This is a genomic window from Hymenobacter glacieicola (genome assembly GCF_014640315.1).
GTDB lineage: Bacteria > Bacteroidota > Bacteroidia > Cytophagales > Hymenobacteraceae > Hymenobacter > Hymenobacter glacieicola.
This window is the reverse complement of sequence record NZ_BMGS01000002.1, coordinates 509,346-529,501: the sequence shown is the minus strand read 5'-3', so window position 1 is coordinate 529,501 and position 20,156 is coordinate 509,346. Positions and strand designations below refer to the sequence as shown.

Here is a 20,156-nt window from a genome sequence, read left to right as displayed (position 1 = left end):
TGATGGTGTGGCGCGAACGGGGTGGTTCGCGTGTGTACGGTTCTATGTGACCGTGGAATATGCAAAGAGGTTACGCTGGAGGCACGCGAACTACCCCGTTCGCGCTACCTCATAACCGCAGCCCGTCCAGCAAAGCTACGTAGCCCTGCACGCCCGCCCGGATTTCACTAAGTAGAATATACTCATCGGGCGTGTGCGAGCGGGCCGAGTCGCCGGGGCCGACTTTGACGGTGGTAAAGGGCATCATGCTTTGGTCGGAGAGGGTAGCCGAGCCGAACGGGCGCCGGCCCTGGGCTACGCCCCGCTGCACGAGGGGGTGGCTCAGGTCGATGCGGGAGGAGTTGAGGTGAGTGGAGCGGGGGGTAACGTCGGAGGTGACGTGCTGCCGCACCAGTTCCACTACCTCCTGGTTGGCGTAGCACTCGTTTGTGCGCACATCCACCACGAAAGTGCACCGGTCGGGCACCACATTGTGCTGGGAGCCTGCCTGAATCTGGGTTACCGTCATCTTCACGGGGCCCAGCAGCGGTGAAACCTGCGGAAAGCGGAACTGCTCAAACCAGCGAATATCGGTCACGGCTTTGTACAAAGCATTGTCGCCCTCTTCCCGGGCGGCGTGGCCGGTGCGGCCGTGGGCCACGCAGTCGAGGACTACCAAACCTTTTTCAGCAATGGCTAGGTCCATCTGTGTTGGCTCGCCCACAATGCCCAAGTCGATAGGTCCTAACTGGGGTAGCACACTTCGGATACCGTTCGCGCCCGACACTTCCTCCTCCGCCGTAATGGCGCAAATCAGGTTGTAAGCCAGGTCAGTGCGCTTGTACAAGTGCAAAAACGTGGCGAGTAAGCTCACGGCCGAAGCGCCCGCGTCATTGCTGCCCAGGCCGGTTAGTTTGTCGCCTTCCACGGTGGCCCCGAACGGGTCGTAGGTCCAGGTGGTGCCGGGCTTTACCGTGTCATGGTGGGAGTTCAGCAGAATGGTGGGCTTGCTGGCGTCAACGTGCTTCGATACGGCCCAGACGTTGTTTTTGTCTCGGTGGGGCTGGGCGCCGTGGGAGGCCAGAAACCGGAAAATCAACTCCGCCGTTTGGGCTTCTTCCCGCGAAAGGGAAGGCGTCCTGATCAGCTCTTGCAGCAGCGCAATGGCGTCCTCGGTCAGCCGCGCTAGTTGCTCCGACATAGCACAGTTTTTACGGGTTCATTGATTTTTAGGGCGTTTTCAATTACCACCCGTTCCACGCCAGCCTCCAGGGCGGCAAAGGCGTTGTCCAGCTTGGGCACCATGCCGGCGGCAATAATGCCCTCGGCTTTCAGGTGCTGGTACTGCTGGGCGGTAATCTGCGGTATCACGGAGGTGTCGTCGTTGATGTCGCGCAACACGCCGTCCTTCTCGAAGCAGAAGTGCAGCTCCACCTCATACTGGCCGGCCAGCGCTCGGGCCAGGGTAGCGGCAATGGTGTCGGCGTTGGTGTTGAGCAGCTGGCCGCGGCCGTCGTGGGTAATGGCACAGAACACCGGCGTGATGCCCGCCTGCAGCAGCAACTCCAGCAGCTGCGCGTTGATGCTACCCTCGGGCAGGTTGCCCACAAAACCGTAGTCAATGTCCTGTACCGGCCGCTTTACGGCCCGGATGGCGTTGCCGTCGGCGCCGGAAAGGCCCAGGGCATGGACGCCGCTGGCTTGTAGCAGCGCCACTACTTGCTTGTTGGTTTTGCCCGCGTAAAACATGGTCACGATGTCGAGGGTAGGGGCGTCGGTGATGCGGCGGCCTTGCACCATTTTCGGCTCAATGCCCAAATCAGCCAGCATTTGACTAGCACCTTTGCCGCCGCCGTGCACCAGCATTTTGTGGCCTGGCACCTGGGCAAACTGGGTCAGAAATTGGCTTAACTCAGCGGCATCGTCGATGATACCACCGCCAATCTTGAAAATTTTCAGGCCTTCGCGCATAAAAAAGTAGAGGAGAAAAACGGGCCGTACAGGGGCAATTGCCGCCAAAATGAAGGTGCAGCCCGGCTAACTGCCTAGGCAAACAGCGCACAGGTCGGCGCTTTTTTTGCCACCGGGCCAGCAAAGTTTCCGAAAAAAAACATCTAGTTTTGCAACGATTTAGCGGTCCTATTCATTTTAAACCGCAGAAACACCTCCCTTGCCCACCGGCAGTCTTCATGATTCGTCTCTCTTCTATTGCGCTTCTGCGACGACCCAACCTGGTCGTGCGAACAATGCCAGCTTAAACGCTGGCATGCAATATCTCGTCGGCATTTTTAGTGCAATAACAACCGACGATAGGGCTCTGAAAGTAACGCCCTACTGAAGAAAGGTTCTACGAATAACGAATTGACACGAGTGTAAGCCTCCGTGCACCTCCCCCGGCCAAATTTCGCCTAACTGCTCCGGCGGTTTGCCGTCCTGGCCTCCTTGCTTTTCCGGGCTCTATTTCTGCCACCAGCTTCTGCGCTGGCAATGGCCTAGCTTCAGCTAAAAACGGCGTTTTCAGCCCTTTGTCTATCGTCTTCCCGTGTCTGTTGCCGTATACCAAGGCAACCAACCGAGCTTCGACCATGCTTTTACGAGTCGCCCATGCTGCCGATGTGCAGTACGTGGATACCCTTTGTCAGTGGTATGAGGAATCTGCCAAATCGCGCGGCGTTGGCATTGCCAAGCGCGACCCTAACTATCTGAAAAAGAAGATGGAGCGGGGCGATTCTATCATTGCCTTCCTTGATGAGCAGTTGGCTGGCTTCTGCTACATCGAAACCTTTGAGGACAACAAGTTCGTGGTCAACTCGGGCTTGATTGTAAATACCGAGCTCCGGAAGGAGGGACTGGGGCGCGCCATCAAGCACCGCGTGTTTGAGCTCTCGCGCACGAAATATCCGGAAGCTAAAATCTTCGGTATCACTACCTCAGCGGCCGTGATGAAGATCAACAATGAGCTGGGGTACCGGCCGGTAACTTTCCCTGAGCTCACCCAAAGCGACGACTTTTGGAAAGGCTGCTCAAGCTGTAAAAACTACGGCATCCTGATGGAAAATCAGCGCAAAATGTGCCTGTGCACGGGTATGGTGTACGACAACCTGAATGACAAATTCAGCCAGCAAACCATTGAAATTCTGAGTCAGGAGCAAGGTTAAGCCTGTTACGGCCCGCCTGACGGACTAGAGTACAATTCTCCCGGTGCTTTTCTCACTTCTCATTTTCTCATGTCTCAAAAAAAGGTAGTTCTCGCCTACAGCGGCGGATTGGATACATCCTATTGCGTCGTCTATCTGACGAAAGAGCTGGGCCTGGAAGTCCACACGGTTATTGTTAACTCGGGTGGTTTCTCGCAGGAAGAGCTAGCTGGCATCGAAAAGCGCGCCTACGAAATGGGCTCCAAGCGCCACGAGGTAATTGATGTAACGGAGCGGTTCTACCAGGAATGTTTGCGCTATCTGCTGGCAGGTAATATTCTGAAAAACGACACGTATCCGCTGAGCGTCAGCGCGGAGCGAATGTTTCAGAGCTTGGCGCTGGCCGAGTACGCCCGCGAAAACAAGGCTGACTACATTGCCCACGGCAGCACCGGCGCCGGCAACGACCAAGTGCGCTTCGATGTAGCCTTCTCGGTGATTTCGCCCGATACGGAAATCATTACGCCCATCCGCGACCTGGGCCTGTCGCGCCAGCAGGAGATTGAGTATCTGCAACAGAACGGGGTAGAGATGAGCTGGGAAAAGGCCAAGTACTCTATCAACAAAGGCATCTGGGGCACTAGCGTAGGCGGGGTTGAAACCCTGACTTCCCGCCAGGGCTTGCCGGAATCAGCTTGGCCAACTCAGCTCAGCAAAACTGAGCCCCAGGAAATCAGCATCACCTTCGAAGAAGGCGAGCCGGTAGCCCTGAACGGCGAAGCAATGAACCCGGTGGACCTGATTGTGGCCCTGAACGAGCTGGCCGGCCAGTACGCCATCGGCCGCGACGTGCACGTGGGCGACACGATTCTCGGTATCAAGGGTCGCGTGGGGTTTGAGGCTCCGGCCCCGCTGATTCTCATCAAAGGCCACCATTTGTTGGAGAAGCATGTGCTCAGCCGCTGGCAGCAACTGCACAAAGACTACGTAGCGAACTGGTACGGCACGCTGCTGCACGAGGCTCAATACCTCGACCCGGTGATGCGCGACATGGAGGCTTTCTTGGAGTCGTCGCAGGCCCGCGTGTCGGGCACGGTGTACGTGACGCTGAAGCCTTACCAGTTTGAGCTGCTGGGCATTGAGTCCGACTTCGATATGATGCAGTCGAAAGTGGCGACCTACGGCGAGGAAAACAATGCCTGGGACTCGCGCGACGCGAAAGGCTTCATCAAAATATTCAGCAACCAGCTGCGCATTCACGCCTCGTTTAACGATGAAAATTAAGGTTGGTATTGTAGGCGGGGCCGGCTACACGGCCGGGGAACTGGTCCGCATCCTGCTGCACCATGAGTACGCGGAGTTGGGCGCCATCGTCAGCTCTTCTAACGCCGGTAACCCCGTCTACCAAGTCCACGATGATTTGGTGGGCGATACGGACCTGGTGTTTACGTCGGAGCTGGCCGGGGATGAGGACGTAGTATTTCTGTGCCTGGGCCACGGCAACTCCAAGGCTTGGCTGACCCAGCACGAGCTGCCCGAAACAACGCACATCATCGACCTCAGCAACGACTTCCGCCTGGAAGCCGACGCCGAATTCGGGGAGCGGGAGTTCGTGTACGGGTTGCCGGAGCTGAACCGGAGCCGCATCCAGCAGGCCCAGAGCATTGCCAACCCCGGCTGCTTCGCCACGGCCATTCAGCTGGCCCTGCTACCCCTGGCGCAGGCCGGCAAGCTCGCGGATGACGTGCATGTGTCGGCTATAACGGGCAGCACGGGTGCGGGGCAGAGCTTGTCGGAGACGGTGCACTTCTCCTGGCGCAGCAATAATGTGTCCATCTACAAGCCCTTCACCCACCAGCACCTCGGCGAAATCGGGGAGAGCCTGGCGCAGCTGCAGCCGCAGCTGGACAGCGCCCTGCACTTCATTCCCTACCGCGGCAACTTCACCCGGGGCATCTTCGCCAGCGTCTACACGCCGTCAGACCTGACCCAGGACGAAGCGCAGGAGCTTTACCGGAAATTCTACGCTGATGCGCCGTTCACTACGGTTTCGGACCAGGAAATTCACTTGAAGCAGGTAGTGAACACCAACAAGTGCCTGCTGCACGTGCAGAAATTCGGCAAGCAACTGCTCATCACCTCGGTTATTGACAACCTCGTGAAAGGCGCTTCCGGCCAAGCGGTGCAGAACATGAACCTGCTGTTTGGCCTACCCGAAACGACGGGCCTAGGCCTGAAAGCCGGGCTGTTTTAACCCCACCGGCCGTCATTTCGAGCGTAGCGCAGCGAAGTCGAGGAATCTCGCGTGCTGACGTCCGAATTACTACTCCAACATCAGCACGCGAGATTCCTCGGCAAGCTCGGAATGACGGTCTTTTCCTGAGTTCTGACAACTGCTTCTACCATCTAACCTCTCAGCTCGCACTTCTATAAAAATGGAGCTTTTCAACGTATATCCGCTCGTCAATATCACGCCGGTAAAGGCGCTGGGGGCGAAACTTTGGGACGATAAGGGCCAGGAATACCTGGATTTCTACGGCGGGCACGCCGTTATCAGCATCGGCCACAGTCACCCGCACTACGTGCAGCGGCTGACGGAGCAGCTGCAGAACATCGGCTTCTACTCCAACTCGGTGCAGATTCCGATTCAGCGGGAGCTGGCCGAGAAGCTGGGCCAGGTGTCGGGCTACGCGGACTACTCGCTGTTTCTGTGCAACTCTGGGGCCGAGGCCAACGAGAATGCCCTGAAGCTGGCGTCCTTCCACACCGGCAAGAAGCGCGTGGTGGCCTTCAAGGGCGCCTTCCACGGCCGTACTTCCGGGACGGTAGCCGCTACCGATAACCCCAAAATTGTAGCGCCCTTCAACGCCGGCCACGCCATTTCCTTCGTGGAGTACGATCTGGCGGCGGTAGAGCAGGTGCTGCAGGGCGGCGACGTGTGCGCGGCCATCATCGAGCCCATTCAGGGGGTAGGGGGCATCATCATGCCTTCCGATGAGTTCCTGCAAGGGCTGGCGGCGCTGTGCCGACAGTACGGCGCCCTGCTGATTGCCGACGAAGTGCAGAGCGGCTACGGCCGCAGCGGCAAGTTCTTTGCCCACCAGCACGCCGGCATCCGCCCCGACGTTGTTTCGGTGGCCAAGGGCATGGGCAACGGCTTCCCCATCGGCGGCATCCTGATTGCGCCGGAACTGAAAGCCTCCTACGGTCTGCTGGGCACCACTTTTGGCGGCAACCACCTGGCCTGTACCGCCGCGCTGGCCGTGCTGGAAGTCATCGAGCAGGAAAACCTGCTAACCCACGCCACCGAAATGGGCGACTACCTGCGCACTGCGCTCGAAGCCAATGCCGGGGCCGAGGAAATCCGCGGCCGGGGCCTGATGGTGGGCATCAAGTACGATTTCCCCATCAAGGACCTGCGCGACCAGCTGCTCTCCGACTGCCACATCTTCGTGGGCAATGCCTCCGACCCTGGGGTGCTGCGCCTGCTGCCGCCCTTGAATATCACCAAGGATGAAGTTGACCGGTTCCTGCAGGCGCTGTACACACTTATTCCGGCCGAGGTGAAAAAGTAAACGACTTGTAACCTAACTTGCAGCCCCAATGAGTAGCACGATGAAGCCCAAGAGCCAGGCTCCCCTTCTGATTAGCTGCACGCTGCCATTGGTGACTATTGCGCAGCAACCGGCTGGTTCTTTCCGCGGAAGAACGGCCACTTCCTTTTTCTTTCAGCAGGCGTGCCCGCCCGATTTCCCGATGCCTGACATCTGGGAGCGGCAGGGCGCGGGACCGATTGAGCTACCTTCTTTCGCTCCCGTTGGGCTTACCCCCCGTTCGGCTGGAATAGACCTCTACTGTTTGGTTCTGTTCCAGCCGAAATTGTATCCGGGCGGTTCCGAAACCGGGCCGCCGCCCCGCCGCGCCTGCGCCCGGCGCCCGGCATTGGGCAGGCCGTATTGGCGCATGCCCCCTCCGTAGGTCGGTTTCCGAGTAGCATTGCTAGGGCTGGTGGGCACAGCGGCCGCCTCCGCGCACGCAACGGGAAATCCACGGACATGACTACCGCAGAAAATCAACCATAGAGTAAACCTTTTTTCGCATAACAGAGTGGAAAACGCTAAATCGGTAAAACTCATTCTCGAAGACGGCACTGCAATCGAGGGTACTTCGTTCGGGGCGTTTACTTCGACCGCGGGCGAGGTAGTGTTCAGCACGGCCATGACCGGCTACCCCGAAAACCTCACCGACCCGTCCTTCGCCGGCCAGATTCTGGTGCTGACCTACCCCATGGTGGGCAACTACGGCGTGCCCGGCGAGGAGCTGTACAAGTCGATTTCCAAGATTTTCGAGTCGGACAAGATTCACATTGCCGGCCTGGTAGTGAACTACTACTCCGAGGAGCACAGCCACTGGAACGCGGCCAAGAGCCTCGGCGACTGGCTCAAGGAGTACAACATCCCCGGCATCTTCGGGGTGGATACGCGCATGCTCACCAAAATCCTGCGGGAGAAGGGCGCCATGCTGGGCAAGATTGTGGCCGGGGGGCAGGACGTAGAGCTGCACGACCCCAACCAGGACAACCTGGTAGCCCAGGTGAGCCCCACCGAGGTAAAGCACTACGGTCAGGGCCAGCACAAAATCGTGCTAGTGGACTGCGGTACCAAAACCAACATCATCCGCTGCTTCCTCCAGCGCGACGTGGAGCTGATTCGGGTGCCCTGGGACTACGACTTCACCCAGCTCGACTACGACGGCCTGTTCCTGAGCAACGGCCCCGGCGACCCGAAGATGTGCACCGCCACCATCCAGCACCTGCAAACCGCCCTAAGCCAGGACAAGCCCATCTTCGGCATCTGCCTGGGCTCCCAACTCATGGGCCTGGCGGCGGGCGGCGACACCTTCAAGCTGAAATACGGCCACCGCAGCCACAACCAGCCGGTGCTGCTTTCGGGCACCAAGCGCAGCTACATCACCAGCCAGAACCACGGCTTCGCGGTGGATACCGACACGCTGCCCGCCGAGTGGACCATGCTGTTTGAGAACCTCAACGACGGCACCTGCGAAGGCATCAAGCACAAGAGCAAGCCGTTCTTCTCCACCCAGTTCCACCCCGAAGCCGCCGGTGGCCCTGAGGATACGGAGTACCTGTTCGACGACTTTCTGAAGTCGGTTGCGGAGTATAAGGCCGGGCAAGACAGCTAACGGGTGAGCCGGCAATTGAGGAAGCGAAAAGGTCGGATTAAAACGCGCCCCAGAATAGAGGGGGCATTTCAGACAATGCAGCACATTGAGAAAATTAAGCTTCTCCTAGTTGTATTTGGCCTTCCCGTTTTACTCTACTTGATAACGAAAGCTTACCGGGAGTACGAAGCCAAAGAAATACTTAGAAAGCCTGCGTTTGCTGTTGGAGTGCTCACTGAAATTGGCAGGAACACTGCTGTTGAATACAAAGTCGCTGGCAAAACTTACTCGTTCAAGCGTAGGCAGCCAGAAGATCTGCTGCAAGGACGCATAATAGGCGATACTGTCTTTGTCATCTACTGCCAAACTGACCCAGATAACGCAGATTTGAAAAAGGGTTTCTCTAGGCGTTTCGGAAACTAAAATCCTCCCCATGAACTACGCCTCACCTAAAGAGTTTCCCTGCTAAACATCAGCGCAAATGCTCAAAGGATAAGTACATTCTTAACCAGTGTAAGCATCAGTTCCATTCAACAAACGCGCCGTCTTCCAATATCACCACTCTCCAACTTACTACTCCTATGCAATCCAAAGACAGAGGTTTTCAGAACTGGGGGTATGTAGCATTGGGAGCAGCGGCGTTTGCCCTGTTCTACTTCATCAAGAGTCTAAAGGGAGAAGATTTTATCAAATTAGCCTTAGGCAAGAAGTCGGACATCGTTCTTTCAGCCATGGGGGCCGGTAATGCCTCACCCAGAATACTGAGCCGTACAGGCAAGATTGTCTCTAAGAAATTTGACGCCGGTAAACCTGGCCCTAAACAGGATTCGCTCACCTTTCGCATTATTCTGAAAGGCGAAAAGGCTACCGCTACCATCAGAACCAGGGTGATCAAACAACCCTCTGGCGAGTGGAAGATGGTAAAGAGCGACACCGTTTACTCTAATTAACAGCACACTCCTCAGCGCCAACCGCCTTAGTTGGCCGCGCACGACTGCCTTTTAACACGACCGCCCCCGCGGCCTGTTACTCTAACCCCCAGAATGGAAAAACCACAGAAAGTTCTCATCCTCGGTTCCGGCGCGCTGAAAATTGGCGAGGCCGGTGAGTTCGATTACTCCGGCTCCCAGGCCCTCAAGGCGCTGAAAGAGGAAGGCATCCGCACCATCCTCATTAACCCCAACATTGCCACCGTGCAGACGTCGGACAATATTGCCGACGACGTGTATTTCCTGCCCGTGACGCCCTACTTCGTGGAGGAAGTCATCAAAAAGGAGCAGCCCGATGGTATTCTGGTGGCCTTTGGGGGCCAAACGGCCCTGAACTGCGCCGTGGCCCTGTTCCGCGCCGGGGTGTTCGAGAAGTACAACGTGCAGGTGCTGGGCACGCCCGTGCAGAGCATCATCGACACCGAGGACCGGGACATTTTCAAGGAGAAGCTCGACCAGATTGGCGTGCTCTCGGCCCGCAGCGTGGCCGTGACCAATATGGAAGACGCGCTGGCCGCGGCCGAGAAAATCGGTTTCCCCATCATCGTGCGGGCGGCCTTTGCGCTGGGTGGCCTAGGTAGTGGTTTCGCCAACAACATGGACGAGCTGCGGGCCCTGGCCCAGAAGTCCTTCACCACCTCCGACCAGATTCTGGTGGAAGAGTCGCTCAAGGGCTGGAAGGAAGTGGAGTACGAAGTGGTGCGCGACCAGTACGATAACTGCATCACGGTCTGCAACATGGAGAACTTCGACCCCATCGGTATCCACACCGGGGAGAGCATCGTGGTAGCTCCGTCGCAGACCTTGAGCAACCGCGAGTACCACAAGCTGCGCAGCATCGGCATCAAGACCATCCGCCACCTCGGCATCGTGGGCGAGTGCAACATTCAGTACGCCCTCGACCCCGTATCGGAGGACTACCGCGTGATTGAGGTGAATGCCCGCTTGTCGCGCTCCTCGGCGCTGGCTTCCAAAGCTACGGGCTACCCGTTGGCCTTCGTGGCGGCTAAGCTGAGTTTGGGCTACTCGCTCTCGGAGCTGAAAAATAGCGTGACCCAGACCACATCGGCCTTCTTCGAGCCGGCCCTGGATTACGTGGTGGTGAAGCTGCCGCGCTGGGATTTGGCCAAGTTTGAGGGCGTGAACCGGCAGATTGGCTCGGCCATGAAGAGCGTGGGCGAGGTCATGGCCATCGGCAAATCCTTCGAGGAAGCCATCCAGAAGGGCCTGCGCATGCTGGATACCGGCAAGCGCGGCTTCGTGGCTAATAAGCCCGAGCAGGTAGACAACGCCACCATCGACAAGCTGCTGAGCGAGCCGAACGAGGAGCGCATCTTCGCCATCAACCTGGCGTTTGAGGCCGGCTATACCCTGGCGCAGGTCCACGAGCTGACCAAGATTGACCACTGGTTTCTGCAGCGTCTGCTCACCATTTTCGAGCTGGGCAAGAAGCTGGCAGAGAAGCGCGCCAGTGGCCTAGGTGCCTTGGAAACTGGCCTACTGCGCGAGGCTAAGAAAGCTGGTTTCTCCGACCAGCAAATTGCCGTGAAGCTGCTCGGCGAAGGCGACGTGAAAGCCGACGAGCTGCTGGTGCGCGCCCGCCGCAAAGCCCTGGGCGTGCTGCCCGTTATCAAGCAGATTGACACGCTGGCGGCTGAATTTCCGGCTAAAACCAACTACCTCTACAGCACCTACCACGGCACCGAAAACGACCTGGCTCAAGAAACCAGCAAGTCCATCGTGGTGCTGGGCTCGGGCGTGTACCGCATCGGTAGCTCCGTGGAGTTCGACTGGTGCGGGGTAAATGCCGTGCAGACGGCCGCCGAAGAGGGCTATAAAACCATCATCATCAACTATAACCCCGAAACCGTTTCGACGGACTACGACGTGTCGGACCGGCTATACTTCGAGGAGCTGAGCTTCGAGCGGGTGATGGACATTCTGGAGTTCGAGCAGCCCCAGGGCGTCATCCTGAGCACCGGCGGCCAGATTCCGAACAACCTCGCTACCCGCTTGGCCGACGCCAAGGCGCCTATTTTGGGTACCGCCCCGGCCCGCATTGATGAAGCCGAGAACCGCCACAAGTTCAGCAGCATCATGGACGAGCTGGGCATTGCCCAGCCCCGTTGGAAGGAATTGACTTCCCTGGACGCTATGTTCGAGTTTGTGGGCGAGGTAGGCTACCCCGTGCTGATCCGGCCGAGCTACGTGCTGTCGGGAGCGGCAATGAACGTGGTTTCCAACGCGTTTGAAATGGAGTCGTTCCTGAAAGCGGCGGCCGAAGTAAGCGCCGAGTATCCGGTGGTAGTGTCGGAGTTTATCCAGGAGGCCAAGGAAATTGAGCTGGACGCGGTGGCCGACAAGGGCGAAATTGTGAGCTACGCCATTTCCGAGCACGTGGAGTTTGCCGGCGTGCACTCCGGCGACGCCACCATGTACTACCCGCCCCAGCGCGTGTACGTGGGCACAGTGCGCAAGCTCAAAGTCATTGCCGAAAAGATTGCCAAGCGCTACGAAATCAGCGGGCCGTTCAACATCCAGTTCCTGGAGAAAAACCGCGAAATCCGGGTGATTGAGTGCAACATCCGCGCTTCCCGCTCCTTCCCGTTTGTGTCCAAGGTTTCGGGCAACAACCTTATCCGCAAGGCCACCCAAGTGCTGCTGGGCAAGAAAGTGGAGCGCGACGCAAGTGAGCTGGTCTACGACCTGCCCTTCGTGGGTGTGAAGGCCCCGCAGTTCTCGTTTACCCGCCTGCCCGGCGCCGACCCCGTGCTGCGTGTGGACATGGTGAGCACCGGCGAGGTAGGCTGCCTGGGCGACACGGCCGAGGAAGCCCTGCTGAAATCGATGCTGAGCGTGGGCTACAAGATTCCGCAGAAGTCGGTGCTGATTTCTAGCGGCCCCATCCTCTCCAAAATAGCCCTGCTGGAATCGGCGCGGCTGCTGGTGCAAAGTGGCTATGTCATTTACGCCACCCAGGGCACGCACCGCTTCTTTGCCGAACACAACGTGCCCAGCTCCCTCGTCTTCTGGCCCGACGACTACCAGGAGCCCAACGTGCTGACCTACCTCAAGGAGAAGAAAATCGACTTGGTCATCAACATCCCTAAGAACCTCTCGAAGGGCGAGCTGGACAACGACTACAAAATCCGCCGCACCGCCATCGACTTCGGCATCCCGCTGCTCACCAATGCCCGTCTGGCCAAAGCCTTTATCCAAGCCTTCTGCACTCTGGAAATGCAGGATTTGAAGATTAAGAGCTGGAACGAGTATAAGGCTATGTAACTGGCTAGAATTAAGAATAGACCGTCATGCTGAGCTTGTCGAAGCATCTCTACCTCTGACTAACTCCTGTTGTGAGGACAAACAGTAGAGATGCTTCGACAAGCTCAGCATGACGGTCTGATTTTCTTCGTGCCGTACATGCATGTATATCTATCATCCTAACCAATTCAACTAAAACTGTCCTATACATCGGTACCACCAACGAAATCACACGGCGGCTTTACGAGCACAGTAGTGGCCGGGGTAATGCGAGCAAGTTCACTAGCCGCTATCAAGCGGACTTACTGATGTACTTTGGACAGTGCCCAGATGCTATACAGGCTATTGCGCGGGAAAAGCAGCTAAAAGGCTGGACGCGACAAAAGAAAGATGCGCTGATTACAGCTTTCAATCCAAAGTGGCAGGTTATTGACCTGAAGACATGGACAGGGTAACAACAGGGTATACACTTCAAATTTCTGATAAAGTTGAAATCAGACCAATCAAAATCTAATGTTGAGATATACTGGGTTAGCGCTTTTTTAGTGGTACCTCTAGTCATTGCCATGCAGTTTGGCAATGAATACACCACCGATAAAGGAATGAAAGTTCTCTACAGTGGGTTGGCTGGCCTTGTTGTCGGTCCAGTAGGCTTTGCGGGATACTACTTCACTAATAAACGGTCCTTCGCCGTTCGTATAGCTGTACTAGCAAGTGTGATAGTTATATCGGCATTACCAACCATTCTTCTATCTACGCACGACAAAGCCCTTGCAAAAAATGGTACCACTTACTCAACTTGTCCAGTTTGTGGCTACATAGCCTTTAATGCACGGGAGAAATCATGTGACAATTGCGGTGAGGAACTAACTGAAGAGGAAATGCACGAATCAGGCTTTGCGTCCATGAATTCGTTAGTTCGGTTGGATCAGATCTTTTACTTGATTCCAGATGATGAGAAAACTGCTGTAAGCTTTGAGCAGCCAGCTATTTCAGAAGATGGATACATGTTAGATAAATCTTGGCGGCCCATTGTATCGAAAGCTGAAGTAGAGAGGGAGGCGGTCAAGTACTATGAACATCGTAGAAAGCACCCTATTAAGGTTGAAATACTGAAGAGGTAGCACACTGATTTTCTGTTTACCAAAGCGGTAGAGATGCTTCGACAAGCTCAGCATGACGTTCTTTTAGGCCTAGGCCACTCTCCCAACAAATGAAAAACTTCACCTCCTTCGCCGATGCGGGCGACTATAAAGCCCTGCTCAAGCAAGCCCTGGAAATCAAGACGAATCCGTACGGGTACCAGCACATCGGCAAGAACAAAACCGTGGGGCTGATCTTCTTCAATCCCAGCCTCAGGACCCGGCTTAGCTCAGTAAAGGCGGCCTACAACCTGGGTGCGCAAGCCTGGGTGCTCAACGCCGGCGCCGATTCCTGGACCCTGGAAATGGCCGATGGCGCAGTGATGAACGGCGGTACCCAGGAGCACATTAAGGAGGCCATTGCCGTGATGAGCCAGTACTGCGACGTGCTGGGCGTACGCACCTTCCCCACGCTCAAGGACCAGGAGGCCGACTACAGCGAGGAAGTCTTCAACAAGATTCTGACGTATGCCACCGTGCCGGTTATTAGCCTGGAAAGTGCCACGCTGCACCCGCTGCAGTCGTTTGCCGACCTGATTACGGTAGCGGAGACAAAGAAAAAGGAGCGCGTGAAAGTGGTGCTGACCTGGGCCCCGCACGTACGCGCCCTGCCCCAGTGCGTGCCCAACTCGTTCTGCGACTGGTTCGCGGAAGTGGATTGGGTAGATTTTGTCATCACTCACCCCGAGGGCTACGAGCTAGACCCCAAATTCACGAAGGGTGCCCGCATCGAGTACGACCAGAAGAAAGCCCTGGAAGGCGCCGACTACGTGCAGGCCAAAAACTGGAGCAGCTACCACGACTACGGCCAGGTCCTCAGCAACGACCCAGCCTGGATGCTCACGCCTGAACATATGGCCGGCACCAACGACGCCAAGTTCCTGCACTGCCTACCCGTGCGCCGCAACGTGGAAGTTTCGGATGCTATTCTGGATTCGCCGAACTCCCTGGTGATTCAGGAGGCCGGCAACCGGGTGTTTTCCATGCAAACCGTGCTGCACGAACTGCTGAAGTAGGAGGGCCGAGCAGCCTGGGTAGGGTAGGGTAGGGTAGGGTAGGGCAGAGGCGGCTATTTCCGTCTTGAATCAACCCTAGCGGCTGAGCTGCGTTAAAGGCTACTCAGGAGTCTACCATACGGTCGACTTTGCTTCACCTTAACTCTCACCTGCTATGAAAAAGCTCCTTGCCCTCGCTGCTGTACTGGTAACCGGTGTTTCTGCGGCTAACGCCCAGACCAACTCCAGCACCACCACTACCACCACCACGCAGCCGACCCAGAACACAACCATCCAGACCCAGCCTACGCAGGGTACGATGCAGGGTACTACCTCCGGCAGCACAATTAACCAGTCGACTACGACGACGCCCGCTACCACTACTACCACGGTAGAAACGCAGTCGAGCACCTCCGGCACCTACGCGCCTACGACTACCAAGCCGGCGGACGTGAAGATGAAGGACAAGAAAAGAAAGTCGAAAGTAAAAGCTGACCCCCAGTAAGGTCACGTATTTTCTGCTAGAAAACCGCCCCGGCTGCACAAGTCGGGGCGGTTTGCGTTTACAGCAGCAGGGCCAGCTGCCTACCCACGGCTTCCTCCGGGGCTTCCAGGTTTGACAGTGTTACGCCCAGCAACCGGATGCCTCTTGAAATGGGTTGAATGCCCGTCAGTAGCTCGTGGCTGATCTGGGCCAGGGCATCGGGGCCAGGCACTACCCCAAACAAGGTGCGGCTGCGGGTAATCTGTTGAAAATCGGCGTATTTAACTTTGAGTGTCACGGTGCGGCCCCGCAGGCCGGTACGCTGGCAATGCTGCCACACCGACTCCAGGCAAGGTTGCAGGCCACTGGTCAACTCCTCCGGGGTAAGCAAATCGTGCTCAAAAGTGGTTTCTGAGCCAATGGACTTGCGCAGCCGGTCGGGCACAACGGGGCGGAAATCCTGGGCGCGGGCAATGCGGTAGTAGTGCGAACCCGCCTTGCCGAAGTGCTGACGCAGAAATGTTTCCGTCTGCTGCCGCAGGTCCAGGCCCGTGAAGATGCCCAGGTTGTTGAGGCGTGCCGCCGTAGCGGGGCCAATACCGTGAAACTGCCCCACCGCCAGGCCCGCCACAAACGCCAGCCCTTGGTTAGGCCGGATAACGAACTGCCCGTTGGGTTTGCGGTAATCGGAAGCCAGCTTAGCCAGAAACTTATTGTAGGAAATACCCGCCGAGGCCGTGAGCTGGGTTTTTTCCAGAATAGCCGCCCGGATTTCGCGGGCTACCTGAGTGGCCAGGGCAATGCCTTTAAGATTTTCGGTGACATCAAGGTAGGCCTCATCCAAGGAAAGAGGCTCAACTAAAGGCGTGTACTCCGAGAAGATGGCCCGGATCTGGCGCGAAACGTCCTTATAGACCTCAAAACGGGGCTTCACGAATACCAGCTCCGGGCATTTGCGCAAGGCCGTGCTGGAGGGCATGGCCGAGCGCACCCCAAACTGCCGGGCTTCGTAGGAAGCCGCCGCTACTACGCCGCGTTGCCGGGAGCCCCCCACGGCCACGGGCTTGCCCCGCAATACCGGATTATCGCGCTGCTCCACGGAGGCATAGAAAGCATCCATGTCAAGGTGAATAATCTTGCGGGCTTCCGAGGTGTCCACGGGCTGGTATTGGGCTTGATGACAGAGTTGAATTCCCCCGAAGGTATCTGCCCAACAAAGGTCCGAGTTGCCGACGAGACGAGGAAGAATATAGGCGAAGCCGAATGATGCGGGAAGGCCCCGACCTTGGAAGTAGGCAGCATTGTAGCCCAGAAAAAGCCCGGAAGTGCCCAGCTGCGCGTTGCTTGCACAAGCACCTCCAGTTAGCCGACAGTTGATACAAGCAGAAGGGAGCTTGGCCTAAGCCAAGCTCCCTTCCGGTACCAGTGAAACGTGTGGTCAATTAGCGGAACGAAAGAATACTTGCGCTACCCCTCGGGCAGGATTTTTACTTGCCCACTTGCTGGTCCAGCAAGAGGTAGCGGGGACGGGTCTGGTCCGGCTCGGCTTTGGTCTGCACATCCAAGCGCAGCACTTGCGCGCCCGAACCTTTGCCCAGGGCTGGCCACGTAGGGAGGCCTTTGCCGTTAGGGTTGCCGGTTTTAATGAAGTTGGCAAAGTAGCTCTGCATGGTCTGCGACACCTTGTAGTCCTCGGGAGTCCAGGCGTATACTTTGTTGGTACCCAGGTTACCCAGGGCGTACTCAATTTCGGCCGAGTGCACGGCGCCGGTAGCGGGCGGCGCTTTGGGGGCCGAGGGCGCTTGCTTGACTACTCCGCCCGCCAGGCCGGCCGTGGCGTTGCCCATTTCGGGCGTCATGGCGGGCCGGGGCCGGGCGTAGAGGTAGCGGTACACGGGCTGGCCGCTGGTTTGGGCGTGCATATCGGCCCATTTCCAGGTGCTGTAGGCAATAAACCGGTCACCGGCCAGGGCCGTGGCCGACTGCTCGGCCTGGGCATCGTTGGCGGCGGGGTAGAGCTTCAGGATTTCCGCGGCCCGCTCGCCGTACAGCTTCTGCACTGCCTGGGTGTAGCTGGCCACGGTGGGTTTTTCATTTCCCAGCAAAAACTGATGCGACATTTCCTGGGAGTTCCAGCCCACCAGCAGGGGCACGCGGGCCTGCTCGCCGGCGGCAAACGTAGCTACGGGCAGCTTCGGGAAGAAATAGCCATCCAGGGTAGGGGCAAAACGGGGCGTACCGGGCTTGCCCGTAGCTTCCAGCAATTGCTGGGCGGGTAGGGCCCGCAGAGCCGCCAGGGAGGAAGCCCCCAAACTGCTGGCAAAGGCTACCCCCGCCTGTTCGCCCTGGGACAGCGGAATTGGGCCGAAACCCGTGTTCAGCATCGAGCCACTTTCGCCAATGGCGCGGGCAAACAGGGTTTTGGACAGGGGTGAAATCATTTGGGCGCTAACCGACATGGACCCCGCCGACTCGCCGGCAATCGTCACCTGCCGCGGGTCGCCCCCGAAGGCGGCAATGTTTTGCTGCACCCAGCGCAGCGCGGCACTCTGGTCCAGAAAGCCGTAGTTGCCGGAGGCGTGGTCCGGGGACTCCTGGGTGAGCTCGGGGTGGGCCAGAAACCCGAATACGCCGAGCCGGTAGTTAACCGTAACGGCCACAATGCCCCGCCGGGCCATGCTCTCCCCATCGTAGCGCGGCTCCGAGCCGTCGCCGGCCACAAAGCCGCCGCCGTAGAAATACACCAGCACCGGCAGCTTTTCCTGGCCCGACTTGGCGGGCGTCCAGACGTTGAGGTAGAGGCAATCCTCGCTGACGCCGTTGGAGCGAAAGTTCATGTCGCCAAACAAGGGTAGCTGCATGGCCCGCGGCCCGAATTCCTTGGCCGGGCGCACATTCGTCCAGTTGGCAACGGGTTGCGGGGCTTTCCAGCGCCGCTCGCCTACGGGCGGGGCCGCAAACGGAACGCCCTTAAAGGCGCGAATACCGGTGGTCGTAGTCTGGCCTTCAAGCATACCATTTGCGGTCTGAACCTGGGTAGGAGCGGCGGCCATGCGCGTAGAGGTGGGAGTCTGGGCCCGGGCAGCCGGCGCCGCGCCGGCCGCTAGCAAGGATAACAGGATGAGGAGCTTCATGACGGCAAGGAAAGGTAGGATGGTAAGGTAACAGATTACCGGCGCCGGAAAAACCACCCGCCCAGGGCCGGCAGCTACTGCGGACTTTCCATTGTTTCGTAGGGGGTAGCCATTTCCACGTTAACGGAGCGGGGGAAGGCCAGAAAGTGCGTGACGCGGGGCGGCGCCGGCCCCACGTGAAACTGCCGGACATCGGCTTCCACCGCCAAATCTTCCTTGGTGAAGCGGTGGTGCTGGCGCTGATGCTCGCCCCAGGTAGCCACGTAGAAAAACTCGGTAATGCGGGTGGGCTGGGCCAGGTCCGTGAATACTCCGGCCCGCAACGAGCCGTCGCGCAGGCGCAAGCGAGTAAGCTGGGCGGCGGCCACCCGAAATGCGGGCTGATCGGCCAGGGCCACGTCGTATTCTACCATAACTACCACCGGCCCGTCATCGGGGTCGATGTCGCCGGCTACGGTGGGGGCGGGCCAGTGCTCGGCCGGGTCCAGGTTGAGGCCTTCGGCGGAGCGCATCGGAAACGGAATGGCCAGCAGCAAGCTCAGCAGCATCCAGGCGGCCGTGGCCAGCAGGGCCGTTTCCAGCGTGGTGCGGTCGGCCAGCTCGCCCCACGCCACGCTGCCCAGGGCCAACCCGGCCTGAAACACCAGCATGTACATGCTCACCACCCGGGCCTGCACCCACTTTGGCACGTGCAGCTGCACGGTGGTGCTGAAGCTGGTCATGGCCATCAGCCAGGCAACTCCCGAAACAAACATAACCGGGTACAGCCAGTACACCGACGGCACCAGGGCCAGGGCCACGTTGGTGCCCACGAACACGGCGCTGCCGAGCAAGACGCGCTGGTTGAAATTCAGGCGGTTGCCGGCCCGGCCCATCAGAAAGGCCCCGGTAATGGCCCCAGCCCCCAGCCAGGAAAGCAGCACGCCGTAGGTATCGGAACTGAGGTGCAGGCGGCGGGCAGTAACCACGGAAAGCAGGCCCCACATGGCGCTGGCCCCGAAGGCAAAGGCAAACGTGCGAAACAGCACCGCGTAAATAGCCGGCGAGTACTGCACGTAGCGCATGCCCGCGCGCAGGGCCCCCGTGAAGTTTTCGGCCGGGCCGCTGGCTACCTCCGCTTCCCGCTTCCAGGCATACACGACGGCAAACGTACCCAGAAACGACACGGCATTAACCAGAAATACCCAGCCCGGTGAGTAATACGTGATGATGGCCCCGCCAATGGCCGGCCCGATGGCCCGGGCAATGTTGTTGCTGACGCCGTTCAGGGTAATGGCAAAGCCCAGCACCCGCCGGGGCACCAGCTCAATGGTCACGGTTTGCCACACGGGCGCGTTGATGGCCGCGCCAATGCCCAGCAGAAACGTAAAGCCCAGCACGCTAAAGGCCGAAACCTCGCCCAGCAACGTAAGTCCGGTCAGCAGCAGCGCCACTACCGCCATAAACCCCTGGGTAAACAGCAGCAGGCGGCGCCGGTCAATTAAATCGGCAATGGCCCCGGCGGGCATGCTCAGCAGAAAGGCCGGCAGGCTGGTGGCAGTCTGCATCAGGGCCACCAGCAGGGCCGAGGAAGTAAGCGTCGTGACCAGCCACACGCCCGCCACGTTCTGCATCCAGGTGCCGATGTTAGAAACCACCGAGGCAATCCAGATAGCCCGGAACAAGGAGTAGGCGAAGGGCGTGAGCAGGGTCGGCTGCGGTTCCGGAGCAGTGGCAACAGGTGGGGAAAGCTGGGTCATACACAAAGCGCAGCGGAGCGAGGAGAGAAGTACAACAGCCCAAAACGCAGGCTGAGGGCTGCACCCGGCAGCCGGAAAAATCTAATACGAGAACAACCGCCCGCCGGTACTG

At 58.4% G+C, this 20,156-nt stretch carries 17 protein-coding genes; 11 read left to right on the top strand and 6 right to left on the bottom strand.

The window, feature by feature from the left end; genetic code table 11:
- Nucleotides 1-109: 109 nt before the first annotated feature.
- Both IEW18_RS05345 and argB read right to left on the bottom strand, forming a co-directional pair.
- The gene (locus tag IEW18_RS05345) at nucleotides 110-1,180 is read right to left on the bottom strand and encodes a M20 family metallo-hydrolase (RefSeq protein ID WP_188556784.1); all 1,071 of its coding nucleotides are present in this window, start codon (nucleotides 1,178-1,180) and stop codon (nucleotides 110-112) included.
- Nucleotides 1,165-1,950, bottom strand: a complete 786-nt coding sequence (argB, locus tag IEW18_RS05340; RefSeq protein WP_188556783.1) for an acetylglutamate kinase — start codon at nucleotides 1,948-1,950, stop codon at nucleotides 1,165-1,167. Before argB ends, IEW18_RS05345 begins: the two co-directional genes overlap by 16 nt.
- Nucleotides 1,951-2,564: 614 nt before the next feature.
- On the opposite strand from argB, the gene IEW18_RS05335 reads away from it, so the two are divergent.
- The 5 genes from IEW18_RS05335 (at nucleotide 2,565) to carA (ending at nucleotide 8,318) form a co-directional block, all read left to right on the top strand.
- Nucleotides 2,565-3,137 carry a GNAT family N-acetyltransferase gene (locus tag IEW18_RS05335; protein WP_188556782.1) on the top strand — a complete coding sequence of 191 codons (573 nt, stop codon included), beginning with the start codon at nucleotides 2,565-2,567 and terminating at the stop codon, nucleotides 3,135-3,137.
- Nucleotides 3,138-3,206: 69 nt separating this feature from the next.
- On the top strand, nucleotides 3,207-4,400 hold the full coding sequence (gene argG / locus IEW18_RS05330; RefSeq protein ID WP_188556781.1) for an argininosuccinate synthase: 1,194 nt from the start codon (nucleotides 3,207-3,209) through the stop codon (nucleotides 4,398-4,400).
- Entirely contained in the window at nucleotides 4,390-5,370 is a 981-nt protein-coding gene (gene argC, locus IEW18_RS05325) for an N-acetyl-gamma-glutamyl-phosphate reductase (protein WP_188556780.1), read from the top strand. Before argG ends, argC begins: the two co-directional genes overlap by 11 nt.
- A gap of 181 nt (nucleotides 5,371-5,551) precedes the next feature.
- Entirely contained in the window at nucleotides 5,552-6,691 is a 1,140-nt protein-coding gene (locus IEW18_RS05320; RefSeq protein WP_188556779.1) for an aspartate aminotransferase family protein, read from the top strand.
- Nucleotides 6,692-7,223: 532 nt separating this feature from the next.
- Nucleotides 7,224-8,318 carry a glutamine-hydrolyzing carbamoyl-phosphate synthase small subunit gene (gene carA, locus IEW18_RS05315; protein ID WP_188556778.1) on the top strand — a complete coding sequence of 365 codons (1,095 nt, stop codon included), beginning with the start codon at nucleotides 7,224-7,226 and terminating at the stop codon, nucleotides 8,316-8,318.
- A 129-nt stretch (nucleotides 8,319-8,447) separates the two neighbouring features.
- Here carA and IEW18_RS21640 read toward each other — a convergent pair whose 3' ends face one another.
- Nucleotides 8,448-8,663 (bottom strand): hypothetical protein, encoded by a 216-nt coding sequence (locus IEW18_RS21640; protein ID WP_229728603.1) that lies wholly within the window; start codon nucleotides 8,661-8,663, stop codon nucleotides 8,448-8,450.
- A gap of 215 nt (nucleotides 8,664-8,878) precedes the next feature.
- Here IEW18_RS21640 and IEW18_RS05305 point away from each other — a divergent pair, with 215 nt between their 5' ends.
- The 6 genes from IEW18_RS05305 (at nucleotide 8,879) to IEW18_RS05280 (ending at nucleotide 15,192) form a co-directional block, all read left to right on the top strand.
- On the top strand, nucleotides 8,879-9,247 hold the full coding sequence (locus tag IEW18_RS05305; RefSeq protein WP_188556776.1) for a hypothetical protein: 369 nt from the start codon (nucleotides 8,879-8,881) through the stop codon (nucleotides 9,245-9,247).
- A gap of 93 nt (nucleotides 9,248-9,340) precedes the next feature.
- Nucleotides 9,341-12,571 (top strand): carbamoyl-phosphate synthase (glutamine-hydrolyzing) large subunit, encoded by a 3,231-nt coding sequence (carB, locus tag IEW18_RS05300; RefSeq protein ID WP_188556775.1) that lies wholly within the window; start codon nucleotides 9,341-9,343, stop codon nucleotides 12,569-12,571.
- A 146-nt stretch (nucleotides 12,572-12,717) separates the two neighbouring features.
- Entirely contained in the window at nucleotides 12,718-13,005 is a 288-nt protein-coding gene (locus IEW18_RS05295; RefSeq protein ID WP_308428040.1) for a GIY-YIG nuclease family protein, read from the top strand.
- 33 nt (nucleotides 13,006-13,038) lie between these two features.
- Complete coding sequence (locus IEW18_RS05290) at nucleotides 13,039-13,674, top strand: hypothetical protein (protein ID WP_188556774.1); 636 nt, start codon at nucleotides 13,039-13,041, stop codon at nucleotides 13,672-13,674.
- An 89-nt stretch (nucleotides 13,675-13,763) separates the two neighbouring features.
- Nucleotides 13,764-14,708 carry an N-acetylornithine carbamoyltransferase gene (locus IEW18_RS05285; RefSeq protein ID WP_188556773.1) on the top strand — a complete coding sequence of 315 codons (945 nt, stop codon included), beginning with the start codon at nucleotides 13,764-13,766 and terminating at the stop codon, nucleotides 14,706-14,708.
- A 154-nt stretch (nucleotides 14,709-14,862) separates the two neighbouring features.
- Nucleotides 14,863-15,192, top strand: coding sequence for a hypothetical protein (locus tag IEW18_RS05280; protein WP_188556772.1), 330 nt, complete (start codon nucleotides 14,863-14,865; stop codon nucleotides 15,190-15,192).
- Nucleotides 15,193-15,250: 58 nt separating this feature from the next.
- On the opposite strand, the gene dinB is transcribed toward IEW18_RS05280, so the two are convergent.
- The 3 genes from dinB to IEW18_RS05265 form a co-directional block, all read right to left on the bottom strand.
- Nucleotides 15,251-16,330, bottom strand: a complete 1,080-nt coding sequence (gene dinB, locus IEW18_RS05275; RefSeq protein WP_188556771.1) for a DNA polymerase IV — start codon at nucleotides 16,328-16,330, stop codon at nucleotides 15,251-15,253.
- A gap of 328 nt (nucleotides 16,331-16,658) precedes the next feature.
- Nucleotides 16,659-18,305: a carboxylesterase/lipase family protein gene (locus IEW18_RS05270; protein WP_188556770.1), complete on the bottom strand. Its 1,647-nt coding sequence runs from the start codon at nucleotides 18,303-18,305 to the stop codon at nucleotides 16,659-16,661.
- Between the two features lie 74 nt (nucleotides 18,306-18,379).
- Nucleotides 18,380-20,044 (bottom strand): MFS transporter, encoded by a 1,665-nt coding sequence (locus IEW18_RS05265; RefSeq protein WP_188556769.1) that lies wholly within the window; start codon nucleotides 20,042-20,044, stop codon nucleotides 18,380-18,382.
- Between the last annotated feature and the right edge of the window lie 112 nt (nucleotides 20,045-20,156).

Excerpts from the sequence above, each read along its gene's own strand:
- IEW18_RS05345 (WP_188556784.1), bottom strand. The coding sequence starts at position 1,180 with ATGTCGGAGCAACTAGCGCGGCTGACCGAGGACGCCATTGCGCTGCTG.
- argB (WP_188556783.1), bottom strand. The coding sequence starts at position 1,950 with ATGCGCGAAGGCCTGAAAATTTTCAAGATTGGCGGTGGTATCATCGAC.
- IEW18_RS05335 (WP_188556782.1), top strand. The coding sequence starts at position 2,565 with ATGCTTTTACGAGTCGCCCATGCTGCCGATGTGCAGTACGTGGATACC.
- argG (WP_188556781.1), top strand. The coding sequence starts at position 3,207 with ATGTCTCAAAAAAAGGTAGTTCTCGCCTACAGCGGCGGATTGGATACA.
- argC (WP_188556780.1), top strand. The coding sequence starts at position 4,390 with ATGAAAATTAAGGTTGGTATTGTAGGCGGGGCCGGCTACACGGCCGGG.
- IEW18_RS05320 (WP_188556779.1), top strand. The coding sequence starts at position 5,552 with ATGGAGCTTTTCAACGTATATCCGCTCGTCAATATCACGCCGGTAAAG.
- IEW18_RS05305 (WP_188556776.1), top strand. The coding sequence starts at position 8,879 with ATGCAATCCAAAGACAGAGGTTTTCAGAACTGGGGGTATGTAGCATTG.
- carB (WP_188556775.1), top strand. The coding sequence starts at position 9,341 with ATGGAAAAACCACAGAAAGTTCTCATCCTCGGTTCCGGCGCGCTGAAA.
- IEW18_RS05285 (WP_188556773.1), top strand. The coding sequence starts at position 13,764 with ATGAAAAACTTCACCTCCTTCGCCGATGCGGGCGACTATAAAGCCCTG.
- IEW18_RS05280 (WP_188556772.1), top strand. The coding sequence starts at position 14,863 with ATGAAAAAGCTCCTTGCCCTCGCTGCTGTACTGGTAACCGGTGTTTCT.
- IEW18_RS05270 (WP_188556770.1), bottom strand. The coding sequence starts at position 18,305 with ATGAAGCTCCTCATCCTGTTATCCTTGCTAGCGGCCGGCGCGGCGCCG.
- IEW18_RS05265 (WP_188556769.1), bottom strand. The coding sequence starts at position 20,044 with ATGACCCAGCTTTCCCCACCTGTTGCCACTGCTCCGGAACCGCAGCCG.